Genomic DNA, 14,484 nt, shown 5'->3' with positions numbered 1-14,484 from the left:
TAATGTTTAAATCGAAGGGGACAAATAAGCTCCTTCAAATAGTGAAAAAGGAGGTGACTGCGAAGGGTTACGGGATATGTATGTCTATGAAATAAATATTGATAGTCTGTTTCTCATAAACTTTGTTATGAACCTTTATTTTTATATGCTTGCCGCCAAAACCTTGAAGCGTACTGCCACGCGCATCCGGGTGGGATGCGTAAGCTTTGCGGGATCCGGTTTGTTTTGTCTGCTTTTGCTGATGCCGGGAATACCTGCATTCATAAAAAGGTTTATAGGGCCGTTTACTATCAATATGATAATGACCGCAGTTATTTTTAAGACAAAGCAGGTGAATGAAATACTGCGTTGTACCGGATATATGCTCGTGTACGCTTTTTTGTTCGGAGGGCTTATGAGGTATCTGTTTTCCGGTATCCCATTCTTACATATAAGGCAGGAAAGCATCTGGTGCATATTGGGAACCGGGCTGCTCGGTTATGAAGCGGGGGCCTGGTGGATTGCTCAGATGAAAAAAAGAAAAGCGGATCATATCTATGCGGTAAGATTGTTGGGATATGGAGATGAGATTACGGTAACAGCTCTTTCCGATACCGGAAACAGCTTAAAGGAGCCGGTTAGCGGCAAGCCAGTATCGATCATCGAGGAGGAGGTGCTTAATCGGCTTAGTGCAGTAATGGTGCCGGAGAAGTTTAAGCTGATACCATATCACAGCGTAGGGAAAGAGAACGGTATGCTGGAAGGATATGAAATACCGGAAATAATTGTGGAAGGTGAAAAGGGGAATATACGATGGCAGAAGGTAATTGTGGGTATCAGCAAGACAAAAATATCCGCAAATGGAAAATATCAAATGATATTGCATCCGGATTTATGCGACGAGGCGCCCGGCAAAGCAGGGCAGCATTTGTTAATCAGAAGACTAGGAGGAAAATAAATGGTTTTTAAAGTGGCAATACCGGGGAAGGTTCAGTTCAAGATCATCAGGCGGGAACCGAATTTTTTCATGACAAAGCAAGGGGATATTCACTATATAGGAGGAACGGAGGTGCTGCCGCCGCCGCTGGAGGTTGAGAAAGAAAATGAAATTATCAGCGACCTTGGAACGGAATATGAGGATGAAGCGAAGTCCATTCTTATAGAACACAATTTAAGGTTGGTAGTATATATTGCGAAGAAATTCGATAATACCGGAGTCGGAGTGGAAGATTTGATTTCCATTGGGACGATAGGGCTGATAAAATCCATTAATACATTTAACCCGGAAAAGAACATCAAGCTGGCAACCTATGCTTCCAGATGCATTGAGAATGAAATCTTAATGTATTTGAGAAGAAATAATAAGACGAAGTTAGAGGTGTCCATCGACGAACCCCTGAATGTGGATTGGGACGGGAACGAGCTGCTCTTATCGGATATTCTGGGAACGGATGAAGATGTGATATACCGGGACATTGAAAATGAAGTGGAAAGAAAGCTTTTGCTGAAAGCTATAAATAAATTATCGGATAGGGAAAGAACAATTATTAATCTCAGGTTCGGCCTAGGAACGCCGGACGGTCAGGAAATGACACAGAAGGAGGTGGCTACACTATTAGGGATATCTCAATCGTACATATCGAGGCTGGAGAAAAAGATTATGAAGCGTTTGAAAAAGGAGTTGATAAGAGAAGAGTAGTGCAGTGTAAGTAAAAGGGGTTCATATATAGGGAGGTGTTGAGAAGAAGTTGCCGGAAACGGGATGATTCTTAACACCTCCTCTTAAATATGAGATATTTATTGCTTTGAAACTTTCCTGTCAAGCGATGGTATTAGTGACCGAGGTCAACAATGATGATGTCGGGACCGATTTTTTTAATATCCTTGTAGAGGATTATGAATTCGGGTTCATTGTTAAACCAATTGCAGAGCCTATTGTTGTTCGATACGATAATTTTACAGATTTGCCCGGAACATTCCTCGAATTCTAAATCGATGACTCTCCCAAGACATTTGCAGTCCTTGAGGTTGATGACTTGTTTACATTTTAGTTCGGAAAAGAGCATATGAACACATCCTATCAATACTTACCATAGTATATGCTGCATATGAAAAATGATTCGTTACTATAATGTTTGATCGGACGATGTATAATTTCACCTCTTTCTGTAAATCATTTTATATATAGATTCACAGTCAGAAAGGCCGCGTTGCGTGTTTGTCTGAATCAATCATAAATGCAGGAGGCGTAAAATGATACAAGGAAAAGTGGAAATATGCGGAGTGAATACGTCGAAGCTGCCTCTCCTCAAGAATGCGGAAAAAGAAGCTTTGTTCTCCAGAATTGAGGAAGGTGATAAAGAGGCGAGAGAGCAGTATATCGAAGGAAATCTGCGTTTGGTGTTGAGCGTGATCAAAAGATTTTCTTCCAGTAATGAGAATGTGGATGATTTATTTCAAATCGGCTGTATTGGGCTGATTAAGGCAATTGACAATTTCGATTCTTCTTTAAACGTGAAATTTTCCACCTATGCGGTTCCCATGATTATAGGAGAAATAAGGCGTTTCCTTCGGGACAACAATTCGATAAGGGTCAGTCGTTCCTTGAAGGATACGGCCTATAAGGCGATTTATGCGAAAGAAAATCTGACCAAAAGAAATCTAAAGGAGCCGACCATCAATGAAATCGCCTCGGAAATCGGGGTATCGAAGGAAGATATCGTTTATGCCCTGGATGCCATACAAAATCCGATGAGTCTATACGATCCTATCTTTACTGATGGAGGGGATACGCTTTATGTGATGGATCAGATCAGCGATAAAAAAAATAAAGAGGAGACGTGGGTCGAGCATCTGTCCTTAAGTGAAGCGATGAAAAGGCTGGGCGAAAGGGAAAACGAAATTATCAGCCTGCGCTTTTTCGAAGGAAAGACACAGATGGAGGTGGCGGATATGATAGGCATTTCGCAGGCGCAAGTGTCCAGGCTGGAAAAAAATGCGCTGCGCATTATGAAAAATTATTTGACGGCATGACATCCAAAGGTGGGAGTATTGACAAGAAAGAATGGGATTTGCTATACTAATTATTAGTTGGATGGCAGAAGTCTCCATTTGCACAGAAGTGCAGGATTATTGAAGAAATTATTATGAACTTTTTTAGTAAACAAGTACCAAGAAGGTATGAGCATTCGGAAGAACGCTGTCTTTTTTGGTACTTTTTTGATTTATGAGAAAGGCATGGTTATTAAAATGAAAAAATCGAGAACTTACAAGGTAGTGTGGTCAGGACTGTTTATTGCGCTGGGAGTGGTACTTCCTTTTTTGACGGGACAAATTCAAAGTATTGGGAGTATGCTGCTTCCCATGCATCTGCCGGTACTTCTTTGCGGCTTTATCTGCGGAGGGCCGTATGGACTTGCGGTAGGATTTATCGTACCGCTTCTTAGAAGCGTGCTGTTTGGTATGCCGCCCATGTTTCCGGTAGCGGTTTCCATGGCTTTCGAGCTGGCGGTTTATGGTTTTGTGACAGGTTTTTTATATAATAGGCTGCCTAAGAAGAACAGCATGATCTACATAGCTTTAATTGCAGCAATGATTATTGGACGTATTGTCGCGGGAGCGGTAAATGTGGTATTATATGGTATAGAGGGAAGCGGCTATTCCGTGCAAATGTTTATGGCGGGTATGTTCGTTAACGCGATACCGGGAATCATTTTACAGCTCGTTCTGATTCCTCTGCTTATCATCATATTCAGAAAATCAAAAGTTATGGAGTAATATGTCAATATTAAAGGGTACAAAAGAGGCAATAACAAAAATCAAGAATGAAAATCCGGGAGGTACTATTCTCGTAGCAATAGACGGAAAAAGCGGCAGCGGGAAGAGTACCCTCGCCGCCGGACTCCATGAGGAGTTTGGCGGTAATGTGTTACATATGGACGATTTTTTCCTGCGTCCTAAACAGCGAACCGAAGCACGGCTTGCGGAGATAGGCGGTAATGTGGACTATGAGCGCTTCGGTAAGATACTCCAGGAGGTACGCCGGGGAGAAACTATCATATACCGAGCCTTTGACTGTAAAAAGCAGATTATAGGAAATGGAATAATCATCATGCCCAAGCAGATTAATATCATAGAAGGTTCTTATAGTATGCATCCTTTTTTTGGACGTGTTTATGATTTGAAGATTGCCTTGGATATTGGAAAGGAAGAGCAGCGAAGGCGTATTTTACAAAGAAACGGTGAAAAAATGCTGAAGCGTTTTGAAGAGGAATGGATTCCAAAGGAAGACGCGTATTTGGAGAAGTTTAAAATATACCAGAGGAGCCATTTGGTATTTCATACGGATAAAGAAGAAGGAATGTTAGTCTAACATTCCTTCTTCTTTGTGAACGCCTTCTTCTCATAATTTACTTGGAAGTGAGTCTTGATGGGCTGTTCCGTCTCTTTGGCGCGTTGCCGTCTGATAGATGGAAACCAAAAATACTCCAATTATCCTGATTTTTTCTAAATTGTTGTCATTTCCTCATATATTGGGTATAATTTGTTTATAAACATAAGTTGACAGCAGAGTAATATAACCATTACAGAATGAGAGGAAGGGACGTTTTATGAAAATTGCGTTTTACGATGCCAAAGCATACGATATTGCATATTTTGACCATGAGAATGAAAAATACGGATATAAGCTGAAGTATTTTGATTACCATCTGGGGCCCGAAACAGCCCGGCTGGCGGCAGGGTATGACGCAGTGTGCGCGTTTGTCAACGATGTCATTGACGAGCCGACCATCAACGCGCTGTATGAAGCCGGAATTCGGCATATTGCGCTTCGCTGTGCGGGCTATAATAATGTGGATTTCAAGACGGCGTATGGAAAATGCCATATTACTCGGGTGCCGGCTTATTCGCCCTATGCCGTTGCGGAGCATGCGGCTGCGTTAATGCTTACGTTAAACCGTAAGACACATAGGGCTTATATAAGAACGCGGGACAACAATTTCACCATCAACGGCCTTATGGGCTTTGACCTGCATGGAAAGACTGCCGGTGTTGTCGGTACGGGTAAAATCGGGCGTATATTCATTGATATCTGCCGCGGGTTCGGCATGAATATCGTCGCCTATGATCCTTTTCCGGCCAAGGATACGGATTTTGAATACGCTACGCTGGACGAGCTCTTCCGCCGCAGCGATGTAATTTCTCTGCACTGCCCTCTGACACCGGACACGCATTACATCATTAACGAGGAAAGCATTTCCAAGATGAAGCCGGGGGGATTGATTCTCAACACTTCACGCGGTGCGCTGATTGATACCCGTGCGTTGATCGAGGCGCTCAAGGAGCGAAGAATCGGCGGTGCGGCGCTGGATGTTTATGAGGAGGAAAATGAGTATTTCTTTGAAGATTTTTCAGACAATATCGTTTCAGACGACACGCTTACGCGTCTGATTGCGTTCCCGAATGTGCTTGTGACTTCGCATCAGGCATTTTTTACCAAAGAAGCACTCGAGCAGATTGCGGCGGTAACGCTGCAAAACATTAAGGAATTTGAAGAGGGCGGTCCGCTGCCAAATGAAATCTGCTATAACTGCATGAAAAAGGGCACAAACGATTGCCGAAAGGATTCTAAACGCTGCTTTTAAGGCGTATCTGTCCTCTTTTTTTATTTTACTCTCAAGTACTATAATAATTGTGGAGAAGTCAGATAAGAACAGGTCTCAGTGCGGCGGCTGATCTGATGGCAGGAGTATCGACAGCAGTCCGCCCCTTAACTCTCTGTGATAACTGATTCAGTGCATAATTTTAGTTGACATAAAACGATATTTCGAATATACTGATAATAATAGTACGAAATAGGAGGTTACATCCATGAAATGTCCTTTTTGCGGTCATGAGAACACGCGAGTTATAGATTCAAGACCGGCGGAAGATAATAATTCCATAAGACGCCGCCGTGTGTGTGACGAGTGTGACAAACGCTTTACCACATATGAGAAGATAGAGACGATTCCGCTTATTATAATTAAGAAGGATAATAACAGAGAGACCTATGACCGTTCGAAGATAGAAGCAGGTGTGCTTCGCGCATGTCATAAACGTCCGGTCAGCGCCAATGAAATCACGGGATTGGTAGAGGAAGTGGAGACAGAGGTTTTCAACATGGAGGAAAAAGAGATACCCAGCCAGGTCATCGGAGAGCTTGTTATGAACAAGCTGAAGGATCTGGATGCGGTGGCTTATGTAAGATTTGCTTCTGTTTACAGAGAATTTAAGGACATTAACACATTCATGGATGAGCTTAAGAAGGTTTTGGATAAATAAAACGGTAAAAAGTATATATAATAGATATGGTGGAGGATTGCTCATAAATGAAGAGCAATCCTTTTTATCTTATTGGAGTATAGGATTGTACTGCATTTAGTACTTGCATTTTGAAAAAAAATTTTATACAATAAAACGACAATTAAATATAGACGAAGAAAAGGAAGGAATTGAAACACATGAAAAGAGAAGGAATAACGAAACTTTTTTTGGTGTTTGTGTTGACAACACTGACTATTGCACTGAGCGCGTGCTCGGGTGATAAGACAGGCGAGAATTCTTCTAAGATTACCGTCGGAATACCTCAGGATATAGAGGACAGTCTTGACCCCCATAAAGCAGTGGCGGCAGGAACGAAAGAGGTATTTTTCAACATGTTTGAAGGTCTGGTAAAGCCGGACGCAAACGGTAATTTAGTTCCCGCTGTATCCAGTGCGTACAAAGTCTCTGATGACGGTAAGGTTTACACATTTACATTGAGAAAAGGAATCAAATTTCACGATGGCAGTCTGGTTACGGTAGAGGATATCAAGTATTCGATCGATAAATGCGCCGATACCAGTAACGGAGAACCACTGATAGCGGCGTTTTCTAATATAGAAAGCGTAAATATCATCGACGATGAAACGGTAGAAATCGTGTTAACGGAGTCAAATACGGAGTTTGATGCGGATCTGGCGAGTGTGACGGCAGCGATTATACCGGCATCTAATCAAGAGCCGGATACGAATCCTATCGGAACGGGTCCGTACAAATATGTTTCCCGCTCTCCGCAGGAGAATTTCGTAATGGAGAAATTTAACGATTACTGGGGAGAGGGCGCACATATTGAAGACGTAGTTTTAAAGGTGTGTGCAAATGCAGATTCCTTTGTTATGGATCTGGAAGGCGGCTCCGTGGATATGATTGCCAGAGTGACTGCGACTCAGGCATCGGAATTGTCGGATAAGTTCGATATACTGGAGGGAGAAATGAATCTGGTACAAGCATTGTATTTGAACAATGCAGCAGAGCCGTTTTCCGATGTGCGCGTAAGGCAGGCTCTTTGCTATGCGATCGACCCTCAGGAAATTATGGATTTCGTATCGGGCGGCAAGGGGACGGAGATAGGCAGCAGCATGTTCCCCTCCTTTGAAAAGTATTATATAGAGGAGTTAAACGATACGTATTCCAAGGATACGGAGAAGGCGAAGGCCCTTCTTGCAGAAGCGGGATATCCGGACGGATTTTCTTTTACGATTACAGTGCCATCCAACTATCAGCAGCATATCGATACGGCACAAGTGCTCGTAGAGGAATTCAAGGCTATTGGCGTAACAGCACAGATTCAGCTGATAGAATGGGATAGCTGGCTCAGCGATGTATACGCGGGAAGAAATTTTGAGTCGACCGTAATCGGCGTGGATGCTTCCAGCCTGACGGCAGGGGCACTGCTGGGACGATTCGAATCTACGGCTTCGAATAACTTCATCAATTTCAGCAGTTCTAAATATGATACGGCGTTACAGAATGCAATTTCCAGCACCGACGATGGACAGAAGACAGAATATTACAAGGAATGCGAGCGGATACTGTCAGAAGAGGCGGCAAACGTTTACATTCAGGATTTGCCTGAATTCGTGGCAATCAATAAAAAATACGGTGGTTACCAATTCTATCCGCTATATGTGCAGGATTTTTCCAAGCTTTATATAGTAGAAGAATAAAAAGTACAGGATTAACTTTTTTAGGCAGGAGGACAAGAGGATGAAATATATCGGGAAAAAGGTCATTATGATGGCAGCTACCTTGTTTGCAGTTTCATTTCTTGTCTTTCTGTCTTTTTTTGTGATGTCGGGCGACCCGGTCACCTCCATGCTCGGCACGCAGGCCACACCGGAAAAAGTGGAGGCACTGCGGGAGGAGATGGGATTGAACGACCCATTTCTTACACAGTATTTCAGATGGGCGGGCTCATTTTTAAAGGGAGATATGGGAATCTCCTATAGTTATCGGATACCGGTGGAGTCAATGATTGTGGATAAGCTTCCCGTTACGCTTGTTTTGACCGGTATTGCTTTTCTTTTGATGATCGTTTTGGCGGTGCCTTTGGGAATATATACGGCTAAGCATGAAGGCGGTATTGCGGATAGAGTCATTTATGTCATTAATCAGATCATGATGGCGATTCCGCCTTTTTTTGCAGGGATACTCATTACATTTCTATTCGGACGGATTTTCCGGCTGTTTACGCCGGGAGGCTATGTATCCTATAAAGATGATTTCGTGCAATTTATCGGTTATATGTTTTTCCCGGCCTTGGCGATAGCTCTGCCGAAAACAGCGATGGCGGTGAAACTGCTTCGAAGCTCGGTAATCGGAGAGGTGAAGAAGGACTATGTCAGAACGGCTTTCAGCAGAGGAAACAGAAGCAATCAGGTGTTTTATAATCATATATTAAAAAATGCGGTTATCCCGGTAGTGACCTTTTGGGGGATGGCGCTTGCCGATATGGTGGCGGGCAGTATCATTATCGAGCAGGTGTTCAGCATACCTGGTTTGGGAAGGATTCTTCTGACCTCCATTTCTAACAGGGACTATCCGGTGGTGGAGGCGATTATTGTATGCATTGCCTTTATCGTCGTTTTTATAAATCTGGTGGTGGATATTATATATCAGTTGATCGATCCTCGGATATCGACGCAGGAGCGAGTATAAGTATGAAGAAGAAAAAGAAGAACTATAATTTAATAGTCGGAGGGATACTTACCGGAACAATGCTTCTTCTTATTATGATAGGCATTTTTTATACCCCTTACGATCCCAACGCCATGGATCCTGCGGCGAAGTTCGCCGGAGTTTCCCTCGCGCATCCCATGGGTTGTGATAATTTCGGAAGGGACGTATTCAGCCGTGTGCTTCAGGGAAGCCGGACAACCCTGTTCGTCGCTTTATGCACGGTAGCTATCGGTACCGTTTTCGGTATCGCTTTAGGAGCGGTTACCGGATATTATGGGGGAATTCTGGACGAAATTCTCATGAGAATCAACGATGCTGTTTTTGCGTTCCCAAGCCTTCTTCTTGCGCTTGTCTTTATCAGTATATTAGGCCCGGGCAGGAATAATGTTATCGCCGCGCTTGGAATCGCTTTCGTGCCCAGTTTTGCCCGTATTGTGCGGGGAGAATTTTTAAAGTACCGGAATATGGATTATGTGAAGAGCGCTAAGCTGCAGGGAGCGGGGGATTTGCGCATCATGTTCGTGCATATCCTGCCGGGTACCATGCCGGTGCTGCTTTCTGCAATTATCATCGGATTCAATAATGCGGTGCTGGCGGAAGCCGGAATGAGTTATCTTGGAATCGGCGTGCAGCCTCCTGAAGCGAGTCTGGGGCGCATGTTGTCGGAGGCTCAGTCCTATCTGTTTACAGCGCCGGCATATGCGATATTTCCGGGAGCCGTAATCATATGGATGGTGCTCGGCTTCAGCCTTCTCAGCGAAGGGATAGGAGCTAAAAATGATGGATAAAAAATCGCCCTTACTCGAAGTAATTGATTTGAATATTGAGTTTCACGACCATCTCGTGCCGGAAACGGTCGTATATGATTTCGATTTGACCTTAAATGAAGGAGAAATTGTCGGCATTGTGGGAGAGTCCGGTTCCGGTAAATCGATGACTGCTCTTGCGATAGCCGGACTTTTGAGCCGCCACGATATGGAAAAAAAAGGGCAGATTCTCTATGAAGGGATGGATTTGCTCTCTTGTCCGAGAGCACAGCTTCGTAAGCTTCAGGGCAAGGAAATCGGTATGGTTTTTCAGGAGCCCATGACCTCCTTGAATCCGGTGAAAAGAATCGGATGGCAGGTGGAGGAAAGCCTTCGCATCCATACACAGATGACAAAGGAGGAGCGCAGGGAAACCGCCCTTATGCTGCTAAAAAGTGTAGAGCTTGGGGATGCGGAAAAGATATATAAGATGTATCCCCATGAGCTTTCCGGAGGGATGCGGCAGAGAGCAATGCTGGCAGCGGCTATCATATGCGAGCCTAAATTATTGATTGCGGATGAACCAACTACTGCTTTGGATGTGACGATTCAGGCACAGATCGTGAAATTACTAAAAAAGATAAATAGACAGAAAAAAACGGCGATTCTCTTCATTTCCCATGACTTGAGCCTGGTGAGCAGGCTGTGTGAACGGGTGGTCGTAATGCAGGGCGGTTATATTGTAGAAACCGGAAATTCGAAAGAGGTTTTTGAAAATCCCAAGGAAGAATATACGAAGAAGCTGATAGCGGCGATTCCGAAATGCGAGAGAAAATAGGGAGAATGAGAATGGAAAATAAGAATATTCTTGTCGTCAGCGGCTTAAGCGTATCTTATAAAAAGCATGTGCATGTGCTTGACCATGTTTCCTTTGAAATAGAACGAGGAGAGATTCTTGGACTGGTGGGAGAGAGCGGCTGCGGGAAGTCCACATTAGCTAAGGCAATACTTAGTATGATAAAGCATGAAAGCGGAGAGATAACCTTCGATGTCTCTGCGGACAGTAAGGGCATCCGTCCGCAGATGGTTTTCCAGGACCCATACAGTTCATTGAATCCGGTTAAGAAGGTAGGATGGATATTAGAGGAGCCTCTTAAGTTAAAAGGAGGCATCACCAAGGCGAAGCGTTTGGAAAAAGTAAGTGAGATGCTGAATCGGGTAGGGCTTGGCGACGCTTATGCAGATCGGTATCCAAGACAGCTTTCCGGCGGACAGAGACAAAGAGTCGCTTTGGCGGGAGCCTTGATACTGGAGCCGGAGCTATTGATTGCCGATGAACCGGTATCGGCACTGGATGTGACGATTCAGGCTCAGATCATAGAGCTTTTGCTGAAGCTCCATAGGGATATGAACCTGTCCGTTTTATTTATATCCCATGACCTGCGGGTGGTCTATCAGATGTGCGATCGGGTGATGATTATGAAAAAAGGAGAAATCGTTGAAAAAGGAACGGTGCAGGAGGTGTATTTTGCACCGAAACACGAGTACACGAAGACTCTTTTGGAAGCAGCTGGAATCAGTGAGGATAAAAGCCTGATCGGTTGAGCTATATGTCATCGTTTAAAATTAAAAAATATCTTCGCATTTTGGGAACAATTTTGCTAATCAGAAATAAATTATATATAGGAATTATTGAAGGTGTGTTTTCCTCTTTTGGGAATAAATAGATGTTGTAAAATATGCAAAAAAATAGTACAATGGTACTATAAAAGCTAAAGAAAGTGTAGGTTATGTTCGATAAAACCAACAGATAAGAGGGAATGAATCATGTAAAGTAGAAAGGTGGTGAGAGTTATGAGGATGATAGAAGTGATAGGGATACCCAGGCCCTATGATGCTTTGCAGGTGCAGCCGAAGCCAGCGATTGAAGAAGCGGATCTACAGCCGAAGCCGGAGAAGCAGCCGGATACCTCTGACTACTCTCTGAACGAAGTAAAGCGGACCATTACGGATATAAATAACATTTCACTTACTTTTAATAAAGAAGAAACTTTTGATTACATAGGAAGCGAGAGCAGCCTTGCAAAGCTGGATATCCAACAAGCGATTTCCGATATGCGTAAAGATAAGATACTTGAGGAATATCAGTATTTTGTGGGCGGAAAGCCTGATTTGGAGTATGATGGCGACATCGACGGAACCGTAATTATAAAAAAATAGAGAGTGTAAGGATGTTCCTAACGGAGCATCCTTCTTTTTTGCTTGCTTAGCGAGAGTTACTTTGTTAAGATAGATTTATTAAAATAATGAAAATGAAGGCCTTAAGCCTGTGATTAAAAGGACGGAATGAATATGCTCAAGAGGTTTTACCCTGATGAATATGCAGATTCTACTTATGAAATTGATTTTAATAAGCTATATGAGGAAGGGTATCGTGGAATAATCTTCGATATCGATAATACGCTGGTTCCCCACGGAGCGCCCGCGGATGAGAAAAGTAAGGCATTTATCGGGCGGTTGAAGACATTGGGGTATCGGATTATATTGCTATCCAATAACAAAGAGCCCAGGGTAAAAGGCTTTAACGATGCAGTGGGCACAGAATACATTTATAAAGCAGGGAAACCCTCGGCAGGGAATTATCTGAAGGCCATGGAACGGATGAGCACAACGAAGGATAATACGCTGTTTGTGGGCGATCAGATTTTTACGGACGTATGGGGAGCGAATCGGGCCGGAATCAGGACTTTTTTAGTAAAGCCCATTCATCCCAAGGAAGAGATACAGATCGTTTTAAAAAGGTATTTGGAGAAAATTGTGCTGTTTTTTTATATGAGGAACTCCAGAAAGGAAGAGAAATTCAGGGGGAGGAGCAAAAGATGAGGCGGATAGACGGATATACGAGAACCTGCGGCCTGATTGGTAATCCGGTAGAGCATACCATGTCTCCCCTGATTCATAACACCTTGGCGGAAAGGGAAGGAAGAAATCTGGCATATGTGCCCTTCCATGTGGAGAATGGAAATGTTAAGGCTGCAATAGATGGCGCATATGCGCTGAATATATTAGGCTTGAATGTGACGGTTCCATATAAGAGTGAGGTCATGAAGTATCTTACTGAGACGGACGAGACGGCGCAGGGGATTGGTGCGGTTAACACGTTAGTGCGGACAAAGAAAGGCTACAAGGGGTATAATACCGATATGCCGGGCTTATATCGGGCGATGTGCAGCGAGGGTATTCAACTGAAAGACGAGTACGTCATACTTTTGGGCGCGGGCGGTGCGGCGCGGGCGGTGGCGTTCATGTGTGTCATGGAGGGAGCCAAAAAGGTATATATTCTAAACCGCACGCTGGATAAAGCGAATCAGATAGCCTTGGAGGTGAACCGGCTTCTCGGAACGGACTGTGTCATAGCCATGGAGATGCAGGATTACACCAGCCTTTCGGGAGAAAGAAAATATCTTGCCATACAAGCCACCAGCGTAGGGCTTTATCCTAACATAGAGGATGTGGTAATAGAGGATAAAACTTTTTTTGAAATGCTTCATACCGGCTTCGATTTAATATATAAGCCTGCGAACACAAAGTTCATGTCACTTGTAAAGGAAGCGGGCGGACAGGCCTTTCATGGCCTGAAGATGCTGTTGTATCAAGGAATAATCGCATATGAGCTCTGGAATGATATATCAGTAACAGAGGAAGATGCGCTTATCGTATACGAGAAGATGAAAGCTGAGACGGGAATTGGAGAAACATGAATAATATTATTTTAATCGGTTTTATGGGCTGCGGAAAAACCAGTGTAGGTATTCGGCTGTCGTATCTGTTAAAACAGGCGATGACGGATACGGACAGAATGATCGAGAGGCTGAGCCGGCTGACGGTCTCAGAGATTTTTGATAAATATGGAGAAGAGGAGTTTCGAAGGCTGGAGACGGACTGCCTGAGGAAGCTTTTGCAGGAGCCGGACAATCAGATCATTTCGGTGGGTGGCGGGCTTCCTATGAGGAATGAGAACAGGGAATTGTTAAAGCAGCTTGGCAAAGTAGTTTATTTGAGAGTGACTGCACCCACCGTCTGCGAAAGGTTGTCTGGAGATACGAGCAGACCCCTTTTACAAGGCGGTAATCCGGAGGAGAAGGTAAGAGCGCTTTTAGAAAAACGGTCGCCGGTATATGAAAGCGCTGCCGATGTGGTCATCGATGTGGACGGGAAAGACTTCGATGAAATATTGGATGAAATCATAAAGAAAACGGAGGAAATAAAGGCATGAATCTGCTCGTTATTAACGGACCTAACATTAATTTTCTCGGAATCAGGGAAAAGAGCGTTTACGGAGCGCAGGATTACGACTATCTTCTTGGGCTGATTGCCGGGAAAGGAGAAGAGACGGGCTGTAAAATAGAGGTTTTTCAAAGCAATCACGAGGGAGCGATTATAGATAGGATCCAGGATTCCTATTTTGATCAGACGCAGGCCATCGTCATCAACCCAGGAGCGTATACTCATTACAGCTATGCTATCAGAGACGCCCTCGCCAGTATAACGGTACCAAAAGTGGAGATACATATTTCCGATATAACGAAGCGGGAGGAATTCAGAAAGGTGTCCGTAACGGCTCCGGTCTGTGACAAACAAATATACGGTCATGGACTGGAAGGATATTTGGAGGCAATCGATTACTGTCTATCCCATGCAAAAAGTTTGCATTGCA

17 protein-coding genes and 1 pseudogene are annotated in these 14,484 nt (G+C 43.9%); 17 read left to right on the top strand and 1 reads right to left on the bottom strand.

Annotated features, from left to right (window positions below):
* Positions 1-76 precede the first annotated feature (76 nt).
* Together V6984_RS14370 and sigE are read left to right on the top strand one after the other, a co-directional pair.
* A complete protein-coding gene (locus V6984_RS14370) occupies positions 77-937 on the top strand; it encodes a sigma-E processing peptidase SpoIIGA (protein ID WP_342756302.1) in 861 nt (286 codons plus the stop codon).
* Positions 938-1,678 (top strand): RNA polymerase sporulation sigma factor SigE, encoded by a 741-nt coding sequence (sigE, locus tag V6984_RS14365; protein ID WP_342756301.1) that lies wholly within the window; start codon positions 938-940, stop codon positions 1,676-1,678. It begins immediately after the preceding gene.
* Positions 1,679-1,811: 133 nt separating this feature from the next.
* Here the strand turns inward: sigE and V6984_RS14360 are convergent, their stop codons facing one another.
* A complete protein-coding gene (locus tag V6984_RS14360; protein ID WP_342756300.1) occupies positions 1,812-2,045 on the bottom strand; it encodes a PRC-barrel domain-containing protein in 234 nt (77 codons plus the stop codon).
* A gap of 187 nt (positions 2,046-2,232) precedes the next feature.
* Between V6984_RS14360 and sigG the strand changes: the two genes are divergently transcribed.
* The 15 genes and pseudogenes from sigG to aroQ form a co-directional block, all read left to right on the top strand.
* Positions 2,233-3,012: an RNA polymerase sporulation sigma factor SigG gene (gene sigG, locus V6984_RS14355; protein WP_342756299.1), complete on the top strand. Its 780-nt coding sequence runs from the start codon at positions 2,233-2,235 to the stop codon at positions 3,010-3,012.
* A gap of 216 nt (positions 3,013-3,228) precedes the next feature.
* A complete protein-coding gene (locus tag V6984_RS14350) occupies positions 3,229-3,756 on the top strand; it encodes an ECF transporter S component (RefSeq protein WP_342756298.1) in 528 nt (175 codons plus the stop codon).
* A 1-nt stretch (position 3,757) separates the two neighbouring features.
* Complete coding sequence (locus V6984_RS14345; protein WP_342756297.1) at positions 3,758-4,351, top strand: hypothetical protein; 594 nt, start codon at positions 3,758-3,760, stop codon at positions 4,349-4,351.
* A gap of 238 nt (positions 4,352-4,589) precedes the next feature.
* Positions 4,590-5,624, top strand: coding sequence for a 2-hydroxyacid dehydrogenase (locus V6984_RS14340; RefSeq protein WP_342756296.1), 1,035 nt, complete (start codon positions 4,590-4,592; stop codon positions 5,622-5,624).
* Positions 5,625-5,850: 226 nt separating this feature from the next.
* Positions 5,851-6,303, top strand: a complete 453-nt coding sequence (gene nrdR, locus V6984_RS14335; RefSeq protein ID WP_031389558.1) for a transcriptional regulator NrdR — start codon at positions 5,851-5,853, stop codon at positions 6,301-6,303.
* A gap of 179 nt (positions 6,304-6,482) precedes the next feature.
* A complete protein-coding gene (locus V6984_RS14330) occupies positions 6,483-8,009 on the top strand; it encodes an ABC transporter substrate-binding protein (protein ID WP_342756295.1) in 1,527 nt (508 codons plus the stop codon).
* Between the two features lie 40 nt (positions 8,010-8,049).
* Complete coding sequence (locus tag V6984_RS14325; protein ID WP_342756294.1) at positions 8,050-9,000, top strand: ABC transporter permease; 951 nt, start codon at positions 8,050-8,052, stop codon at positions 8,998-9,000.
* A gap of 2 nt (positions 9,001-9,002) precedes the next feature.
* The gene (locus V6984_RS14320; RefSeq protein WP_342756293.1) at positions 9,003-9,809 is read left to right on the top strand and encodes an ABC transporter permease; all 807 of its coding nucleotides are present in this window, start codon (positions 9,003-9,005) and stop codon (positions 9,807-9,809) included.
* Positions 9,799-10,605, top strand: coding sequence for an ABC transporter ATP-binding protein (locus V6984_RS14315; protein WP_342756292.1), 807 nt, complete (start codon positions 9,799-9,801; stop codon positions 10,603-10,605). Before V6984_RS14320 ends, V6984_RS14315 begins: the two co-directional genes overlap by 11 nt.
* A gap of 11 nt (positions 10,606-10,616) precedes the next feature.
* On the top strand, positions 10,617-11,372 hold the full coding sequence (locus V6984_RS14310) for an ABC transporter ATP-binding protein (RefSeq protein WP_342756291.1): 756 nt from the start codon (positions 10,617-10,619) through the stop codon (positions 11,370-11,372).
* 249 nt (positions 11,373-11,621) lie between these two features.
* On the top strand, positions 11,622-11,987 hold the full coding sequence (locus tag V6984_RS14305) for a hypothetical protein (RefSeq protein ID WP_342756290.1): 366 nt from the start codon (positions 11,622-11,624) through the stop codon (positions 11,985-11,987).
* A gap of 132 nt (positions 11,988-12,119) precedes the next feature.
* On the top strand, positions 12,120-12,650 hold the full coding sequence (locus V6984_RS14300) for a YqeG family HAD IIIA-type phosphatase (RefSeq protein ID WP_342756289.1): 531 nt from the start codon (positions 12,120-12,122) through the stop codon (positions 12,648-12,650).
* Positions 12,647-13,528 (top strand): shikimate dehydrogenase, encoded by an 882-nt coding sequence (aroE, locus tag V6984_RS14295; protein WP_342756288.1) that lies wholly within the window; start codon positions 12,647-12,649, stop codon positions 13,526-13,528. The genes V6984_RS14300 and aroE overlap by 4 nt, the downstream gene beginning before the upstream one ends.
* Positions 13,525-14,043: a shikimate kinase gene (locus V6984_RS14290; protein ID WP_342756287.1), complete on the top strand. Its 519-nt coding sequence runs from the start codon at positions 13,525-13,527 to the stop codon at positions 14,041-14,043. The genes aroE and V6984_RS14290 overlap by 4 nt, the downstream gene beginning before the upstream one ends.
* A pseudogene (gene aroQ, locus V6984_RS14285) lies at positions 14,040-14,462 on the top strand (type II 3-dehydroquinate dehydratase); the annotation flags it as partial. The gene V6984_RS14290 and the pseudogene aroQ, both read left to right, overlap by 4 nt.
* Positions 14,463-14,484 lie beyond the last annotated feature (22 nt).

Source organism: Kineothrix sp. IPX-CK, assembly GCF_039134705.1.
GTDB lineage: Bacteria > Bacillota > Clostridia > Lachnospirales > Lachnospiraceae > Kineothrix > Kineothrix sedimenti.
The sequence above is the reverse complement of the archived record's forward strand: the minus strand, read 5'-3'. Positions and strand labels throughout refer to the sequence as shown.

Coding starts and splice junctions, on each gene's coding strand:
- V6984_RS14370 (WP_342756302.1), top strand. CDS start 77: ATGTATGTCTATGAAATAAATATTGATAGTCTGTTTCTCATAAACTTT.
- sigE (WP_342756301.1), top strand. CDS start 938: ATGGTTTTTAAAGTGGCAATACCGGGGAAGGTTCAGTTCAAGATCATC.
- V6984_RS14360 (WP_342756300.1), bottom strand. CDS start 2,045: ATGCTCTTTTCCGAACTAAAATGTAAACAAGTCATCAACCTCAAGGAC.
- sigG (WP_342756299.1), top strand. CDS start 2,233: ATGATACAAGGAAAAGTGGAAATATGCGGAGTGAATACGTCGAAGCTG.
- V6984_RS14350 (WP_342756298.1), top strand. CDS start 3,229: ATGAAAAAATCGAGAACTTACAAGGTAGTGTGGTCAGGACTGTTTATT.
- V6984_RS14345 (WP_342756297.1), top strand. CDS start 3,758: ATGTCAATATTAAAGGGTACAAAAGAGGCAATAACAAAAATCAAGAAT.
- V6984_RS14340 (WP_342756296.1), top strand. CDS start 4,590: ATGAAAATTGCGTTTTACGATGCCAAAGCATACGATATTGCATATTTT.
- nrdR (WP_031389558.1), top strand. CDS start 5,851: ATGAAATGTCCTTTTTGCGGTCATGAGAACACGCGAGTTATAGATTCA.
- V6984_RS14330 (WP_342756295.1), top strand. CDS start 6,483: ATGAAAAGAGAAGGAATAACGAAACTTTTTTTGGTGTTTGTGTTGACA.
- V6984_RS14325 (WP_342756294.1), top strand. CDS start 8,050: ATGAAATATATCGGGAAAAAGGTCATTATGATGGCAGCTACCTTGTTT.
- V6984_RS14320 (WP_342756293.1), top strand. CDS start 9,003: ATGAAGAAGAAAAAGAAGAACTATAATTTAATAGTCGGAGGGATACTT.
- V6984_RS14315 (WP_342756292.1), top strand. CDS start 9,799: ATGATGGATAAAAAATCGCCCTTACTCGAAGTAATTGATTTGAATATT.
- V6984_RS14310 (WP_342756291.1), top strand. CDS start 10,617: ATGGAAAATAAGAATATTCTTGTCGTCAGCGGCTTAAGCGTATCTTAT.
- V6984_RS14305 (WP_342756290.1), top strand. CDS start 11,622: ATGAGGATGATAGAAGTGATAGGGATACCCAGGCCCTATGATGCTTTG.
- V6984_RS14300 (WP_342756289.1), top strand. CDS start 12,120: ATGCTCAAGAGGTTTTACCCTGATGAATATGCAGATTCTACTTATGAA.
- aroE (WP_342756288.1), top strand. CDS start 12,647: ATGAGGCGGATAGACGGATATACGAGAACCTGCGGCCTGATTGGTAAT.
- V6984_RS14290 (WP_342756287.1), top strand. CDS start 13,525: ATGAATAATATTATTTTAATCGGTTTTATGGGCTGCGGAAAAACCAGT.